The organism is Flavobacterium sp. (assembly GCF_043780635.1).
Lineage (GTDB): Bacteria > Bacteroidota > Bacteroidia > Flavobacteriales > Flavobacteriaceae > Flavobacterium.
Genome location: NZ_JAYWCK010000172.1, coordinates 1 through 6562 on the forward strand (window position 1 = coordinate 1; position 6562 = coordinate 6562).

A 6562-nucleotide genomic window follows, 5' to 3' on the forward strand; every position below is an offset into this window, starting at 1 on the left:
GTGTGCAAGGATTGTGTTCCTCCCAAAGCAGCTGCCAAACCTTCGATGGTAGTTCGCGCCACATTGTTGAAAGGATCCTGCATCGTCAGACTCCAACCCGATGTTTGGCAATGGGTTCGTAATGCCAAGGATTTATCGTCTTTTGGGTTGAATTGTTTGACTAGTTTTGCCCAGATCATTCGTCCGGCACGCATTTTTGCAATTTCCATAAAATGGTTCATTCCGATCGCCCAGAAAAACGAAAGGCGAGGAGCGAAGTCGTCGATTTTCATCTCGGTTGCCAGTCCGGTTCGAATGTATTCCAATCCATCGGCCAGGGTGTATGCCAATTCAATATCGGCTGTGGCTCCGGCTTCCTGCATATGATAACCTGAAATGGAAATCGAGTTGAATTTTGGCATTTTCTTGCTGGTGAATTCAAATATGTCGGCAATGATTTTCATCGAAGGTGATGGCGGATAGATATAAGTATTTCGCACCATAAATTCTTTCAGAATGTCATTTTGTATCGTACCTGAGAGTTGTTCGGGTTTTACACCCTGTTCTTCGGCAGCGACAATATAGAACGCCATAATAGGCAAAACAGCACCATTCATGGTCATAGAAACCGACATTTCGCCCAAGGGAATCTGGTCGAACAATACTTTCATATCTTCGACAGAATCAATGGCAACGCCTGCTTTTCCGACATCGCCTACCACGCGTTCGTGGTCGGAATCATACCCGCGATGTGTGGGTAAATCGAAGGCTATGGAAAGTCCTTTTTGTCCTGCAGCAAGGTTTCTTCGGTAAAAAGCATTGCTTTCTTCGGCGGTTGAAAATCCAGCATATTGCCGAATCGTCCAAGGGCGACGGACGTACATTGTGGCATAAGGTCCGCGTAAATTGGGTGCAAAGCCAGCTCCAAAATCAAGATGTTCGAGATTTTCGATGTCTTGCTCGGAGTAGGTTGGTTTTAGTTCAATGCCTTCGGCGGTGAGGAATTTGTCAGGTTGCAGTTTGCAGTTTGCAGGTTGCAGATTGAAAGCAACAGACTCTAGACCGTTTGTTAATTTAATGTGTTGGAGATTTTTTCTCATTTGGGTTTTATGTAGAAAGATAACGGAATACGGTTTTAATAATTTTTTCGATTCTTCCAAACTTTTGTATTTCTTGAAGTATGAATTATGGCTTTTATCACTATTTCCTTTTTATTAACTTCAAAATGTATTAAGTAAGGGAATGTTTCTATCAAAGCGACTCTTGTTTTGTCATATCTTATTTGATATAAAAGAGGTTTTGTTCTTCTATTTTTTATTTCTTCTTTTATTGAATTTAAGAAACGTTTTCCTAAATTATGTTTAATATTTTCATACCAAGTAGCTATTTCCTCAAGATCTTTTTTAGCTAAGGGAAGAAGGGTAAGTTTATAATCCATCTTCAATTTCCTTCATAGCTTCATCAAAGTCTAAAGCAATTTTCGGATTTTTAAAATACTCAATTGTTCGTTCCCTAACTTCATCTATTTGCCATTGTGGTATTTCATATTTTGCTGAAGATGGCATAATAATTACATCAACTTCGTCAGCATTAAAACTATCTGGCAGCGTAATTTTTATTTTATGATTTTTTACTTTAACAGTTTGTCTTATTGCTTCCATAATTTTTATTTTGATATGTAAATATAATCGTTTTATTTAGAAATTCTTACTGCTGTTTTTTGTAGGCTCCACATTATTAATTCCTTTGTTATTCGCAATTTTGATCGTAAAGTTCGACTATTCTAGCCATTCCGTTTTTTTTGAAATCTTCCTTATCTATTAAATCGGCAAGTTGTGGACACTCTTTTTCGAAATAGTGTCGTATGATATCTTTAAACTGTGTAAAATTATTTAAATTGAAATGCCAATTTCCTTGCGAACCGTAAATATAATCACCAAAATAAAGCGCAAAATCCTGATTTTATTTTTTTATGCAATAATAAGTGGTCGTACTTAGTGCTATATTATAATTTAATTTATCCAATGCATATACCTTTATTTTTCCTTCTTTTACGATTCTGGTCCAGTTTTTCCTTTTGTTAATATTAATTTTCTGTGGATTAAAGGGATTGTTATAGGCTATATAAATGGTTGCATATTGTATTCTTTCTTTTTGGTCGTTGAGGATTTCGAAGCCCTTAACGGTATTGATATCAAATTTTTCTATTTCACTGTTTTCTTCTGATTTAAATCTTAGATTAAAATTGTTTGGCTGGTCAGGAACATTTATATAGCCTTTTTTTGTGGTGTCATCATTAAAAGTGACGGTTCCTTCGCAAAATTGTGCGAAAACTGAAATTGGAAATACAATAAATAGCATTACAATCATTTTCATAACGCAAGTATTTAATCATTTTAATCATTTTTGCTTCGCCTGTTCGCCTTTCAGGCTCGGGTCAACAATTTTAAAAGTCCATTTAATTGCGGAATTATTAGCATTGATGCCTTCGAGAAGTCCTGCACTTATGGCTACGCCTGAACCAACTGTAAACAGTAAAAAGGCCGAGTCATTACCACCATAGGCTGCCACTAAAGAGGCTCCGACGATTGTCAGTCCCGCAATCAGCACCACGGTTTTGATTGTAGCCAATGTCTTGGGCTGGTATTTAATGCTTTGTACGCTATCGATTTTCACCAATTGATTATTGACTGTAAAGCTCAGCGTGTCAGAAATTTTAAGGTTTCCAATGTGTTTTTTTCCATCTAATGTTCGTATTTTGATGCGTTGGTTTTCTACGAAAACTTTCACTTTTCCTGTCTTGATGTTTGTAATTTCAATGGTTCTGTGTTGTGAGAAAACAGCGTATGAAATTAAAAACACCAATATGTATATTATACTTTTCATTTTTTAGTTTTCAATTAATTTTCTTCTTTGAGTCTTTCCTGTTCCAATTTTTCGGCTAGTCGTTTTTCGATTAGGGGTGTAATCAAGGTTTTTCTTGGTTTTATTTTTACGAAGGGGAACAATTCTAAATTGTCCTTCATCCGGTCTTTTTTGTTGGGATATTTGTTGGTTCCCAGCAGGATTTCTTTGCCGGCATCAAATAATTCCTGCTCTTTGTCTGCACTTTCCTGAATTTTTCTTTTGATGATTCCATCGTTGAGTTGTTTGAGGAAACCGCCGTTGGCTTCGATATCCTTGAATAAGGTCAATGCCTTTTCGGCCAATTGATGGGTCAGGTTTTCGATATAATAGCTTCCGTCCGTTGGGTTATTGACTTTGTCGAAATAGCTTTCGTGTTTGAGAATTAGGAGTTGGTTTCGGGCAATTCTGTCACCAAACTCATTGTCTTTATGGTATAAAGCATCGTAAGGCAAGTTCGCAATCGCATCAGCTCCACCTAAGATGGCACTCATACATTCGGTTGTGGTGCGCAGCATATTGACGTTGTAATCGTATAATGTTTTGTTGCGTTTTGTGGGCGAAACCAGTAAATGACAATCGAGATTGTGGTTGTATTCTTTTGCAATCACATTAAAAAGTAATCGCAAGGCCCGTAGTTTTGCGATTTCGAAAAAGTAATTGGTTCCCACCGATATTTCGAAAACGATGGGTTGGTTTATTTTTGTTATTCGGTTGAAATATTCGTTGGCATGCGCCAGAATATAGGCAATTTGCTGTACCATGTTGGCACCGGCATTCTGATATAAACCTCCATCAATACTGATGAAAGAAATATGGGTAGTTGCTGCTGAAATTAAATTTAAGGTTTCGAAATTGTTTTTCTCTTTTGTGGTAAACCAGTTTCCATCTTTGGCTAATTGCCCAATGGGATCCAGAGTGCAGAAAATTGTTGCGTTTTGTTGTTTGGCAATGGCGTCTAATTTTTTTACGAAATCGATTGAAATAAAGGTCAAGTTAAAATAGATCGTAACTTTTTCTAAAGGAATATTTTCCAATAGTTTAGCCACATCAGTATTCTCGTATTCAATGGTGAAACGAATGCTTTCTGCTCCACGATTGATGCTGTCAATGGCTCGAAGGTTTGACTTTTTGAGGTCGTGAACGAAGATATTTTGGCAAATCTTGAACTCAGATGCTTTTGTATTGAGGTCTGAAGCTCCCTGAAATTCGTCTTTATGATAAAAGGGTTTTACCTGGATGTCTTCGGGAGAGTTCCAGATTAGGGTTTCGTTATAGTCGGCACCATTGAGTTCAAACTGGATTTTTTGTTTCCATTGTTTGGAGGAAATGGGATTGAAATCTTGGAATAGATTTTTCATTTATCGGTTTCAGTTTTACTATTGTTTCCTTATAAATTACTGCTGCAAGCTTCTCGATACAATCCCGCCCAAAAGCGGGATTACTCGAAGAGACGTGCGATATTACGCAACTTTGTATCTATTTTTTAATGTCTTTTTCGATGGTATCTCCTTCGAATTGGATAATATAAATGTCTTCACTATCTTTTTTCATATAGTATTTTTCTCGGGCATATTTTTCGGTTTGCTCCGGATTTTTGAGCTGTCGGATGTTTTCCTTGTCTTTTCTGATTTCCTGTTGGTAGTAAGCTGCGTTATCTTCGAGTTCGTCGATTTGTTTGTCTAAGAATCGATGATCGAAATAGGAATAGTTATCCAGAAATATCATCCAGGTCGAAAAGAACAACAATACCCATACGTATTTGTTGCTTAAAAATTTGAACCAAGGTTTGTCTTTATAGGAATTATTCATTTAATCAGTTATTGTTGTTTAAGCAAAATTTCGAATTGAAAACCAATACCCTAGCCCTGATGGAAGGGAAAATCCCACACTTTTTAGTGTGGATTGGAATGACAGCAGGAAATAGCTTCAAATAATTAATAGTATAAAGTTACAATAAATTTATAGAATTCTTTGATTTATTACGGCACGAACCACATCGATGGCGACGGTATTGTATTTGTCGTTTGGGATGATGATATCGGCAAATGCTTTTGTGGACTCGATGAATTGCTGGTGCATGGGTTTTAAAGTGGTTTGGTAGCGTGTTAATACTTCCTCCATATCGCGGCCGCGTTCTGCTATATCCCGTTTTAATCTGCGAATTAATCGTTCGTCAGAATCGGCGTGAACAAATATTTTGATGTCGAATAAATCGCGAAGTTCGGGATTAGAAAGAATCAGAATTCCTTCGACTATCATTACTTTTCGCGGATGTGTTACTATGGTATCGTCGGTTCTGTTGTGCGTAGCAAAAGAATAAACCGGTTGGTTGATCGTTTTTCCTTCTTTGAGTTCCTTGAGGTGTGTGACCAATAAATCGAAATCTATTGCTCTGGGATGATCAAAGTTGGTTTTTGAACGTTCTTCGTAACTTTCGTTTGTGGATGCTTTGTAATAGGAATCCTGAGCAATAATTCCCACTTCGGTATGTGGCAATTCATTCATAATCTGATGCACTACGGTAGTTTTTCCGCTTCCTGTTCCGCCTGCAATTCCTATAATCAGCATAAAATAGTTTTATTGTGTTATTGATGGAACAAAAATAGGGATTTATCTTTTTAGATTTAGGATTTATTTTTGATTACAGAGCAGGGTTATGTTTAAAATAAAAAAATCCCTTTTGCAAAGCAAAAAGGATTCATTTGTCGGGGTGGCAGGATTACACCCCACCCATATCTTGTGCTGTAAATACTGGCTTTACAGAATGTACTTCATTATAGGTCACCGTTTAGTTCTCATTTTATTTGGAACTATTTGTGGTTGATTGATTAACTTCAAGAACGTATTCAAAGATACAAAAAAATATTGTGTTTGAAGCTAAATGAATACAAATGAATGCAAAATTAATTAGTGGATTTGCTGAAATTTGAATTGATTTGAAGTCTTTAGAATTAGACTTTTTTAATCAATCAAGTAAAGCAGCACCTCATCCTTGCCAAGCCCTGTATAAGCACAAAATTCATCAACGCTGATGTAATGATGAGGTTCTTTATTCAAGGACTTTTTAATCTTGGTTAACAGCTTTCTTCCAAACCTTTCGGTGTAGCCAGTAATCCTCTGTACGTCCTTTGGATGAATACACATTCTTTTGTTAGCTATCATACTCTTAAATTATTGATTTCATACACTATCTATACCTTTGACTAGGCTTTGCCATACTTGAAATATCTAGTTGATTTTGACAAATTTAGTGAAAAAGCAGCTTGTCTATTTGTTCTTTTTCGGAACAAAGTGATGTAGATGTCTTTATGTGGAACACCTAATTTTTTTCTTAATGATGATTGTTTAAAATTTGTTTTCGAAATCAATCAAGAGATGTTGCAACAGGATGATGGTTGAGGGAATTTGAAACATTTATTAATTTAAAATTTTAGAAATTATGGCAAGGCAAAAAGGCATAATTAAGTTGAAAGGTACTATCGGAGATATTACTTTTTACAAAACACAGGACGGGCATTTGGCTCGTGAAAAAGGGGGAATTGACGCCAGCAGAATCAAGAATGATCCTGCGTTCCAGAGAACACGTGAGAACGGTTCCGAGTTTGGTAGAGCAGGTAAGGCCGGGAAGATTTTGAGAACTTCCTTGAGAGCTTTGCTCATCAATACTGCCGATGGC

Annotated in this window: 8 protein-coding genes and 1 pseudogene; 1 reads left to right on the forward strand and 8 read right to left on the reverse strand. The window is 36.6% G+C overall.

Going from position 1 to position 6562, the window contains the following annotated elements; all coding sequences use genetic code 11:
* From ACH2BV_RS15435 to udk, 8 genes are all read right to left on the reverse strand, one after another.
* Positions 1-1079, reverse strand: a 1079-nt coding sequence (locus ACH2BV_RS15435) for a methylmalonyl-CoA mutase family protein (protein ID WP_395051679.1), incomplete at its 3' end; no start/stop codon positions are given.
* A gap of 35 nt (positions 1080-1114) precedes the next feature.
* Positions 1115-1417 carry a type II toxin-antitoxin system RelE/ParE family toxin gene (locus tag ACH2BV_RS15440; protein ID WP_395051680.1) on the reverse strand — a complete coding sequence of 101 codons (303 nt, stop codon included), beginning with the start codon at positions 1415-1417 and terminating at the stop codon, positions 1115-1117.
* The gene (locus ACH2BV_RS15445) at positions 1407-1640 is read right to left on the reverse strand and encodes a hypothetical protein (RefSeq protein ID WP_395051681.1); all 234 of its coding nucleotides are present in this window, start codon (positions 1638-1640) and stop codon (positions 1407-1409) included. The genes ACH2BV_RS15440 and ACH2BV_RS15445 overlap by 11 nt, the downstream gene beginning before the upstream one ends.
* Positions 1641-1941: 301 nt before the next feature.
* Positions 1942-2355 carry a hypothetical protein gene (locus tag ACH2BV_RS15450; RefSeq protein ID WP_395051682.1) on the reverse strand — a complete coding sequence of 138 codons (414 nt, stop codon included), beginning with the start codon at positions 2353-2355 and terminating at the stop codon, positions 1942-1944.
* A 24-nt stretch (positions 2356-2379) separates the two neighbouring features.
* Positions 2380-2865, reverse strand: a complete 486-nt coding sequence (locus ACH2BV_RS15455; protein ID WP_395051683.1) for a hypothetical protein — start codon at positions 2863-2865, stop codon at positions 2380-2382.
* Positions 2866-2879: 14 nt separating this feature from the next.
* Complete coding sequence (locus ACH2BV_RS15460; protein ID WP_395051684.1) at positions 2880-4244, reverse strand: methylmalonyl-CoA mutase subunit beta; 1365 nt, start codon at positions 4242-4244, stop codon at positions 2880-2882.
* Positions 4245-4362: 118 nt separating this feature from the next.
* Positions 4363-4695: a septum formation initiator family protein gene (locus ACH2BV_RS15465; RefSeq protein ID WP_395051685.1), complete on the reverse strand. Its 333-nt coding sequence runs from the start codon at positions 4693-4695 to the stop codon at positions 4363-4365.
* 150 nt (positions 4696-4845) lie between these two features.
* Entirely contained in the window at positions 4846-5454 is a 609-nt protein-coding gene (gene udk / locus ACH2BV_RS15470; RefSeq protein WP_395051686.1) for a uridine kinase, read from the reverse strand.
* An 871-nt stretch (positions 5455-6325) separates the two neighbouring features.
* Here udk and ACH2BV_RS15475 point away from each other — a divergent pair.
* A pseudogene (locus ACH2BV_RS15475) lies at positions 6326-6562 on the forward strand (hypothetical protein); the annotation flags it as partial.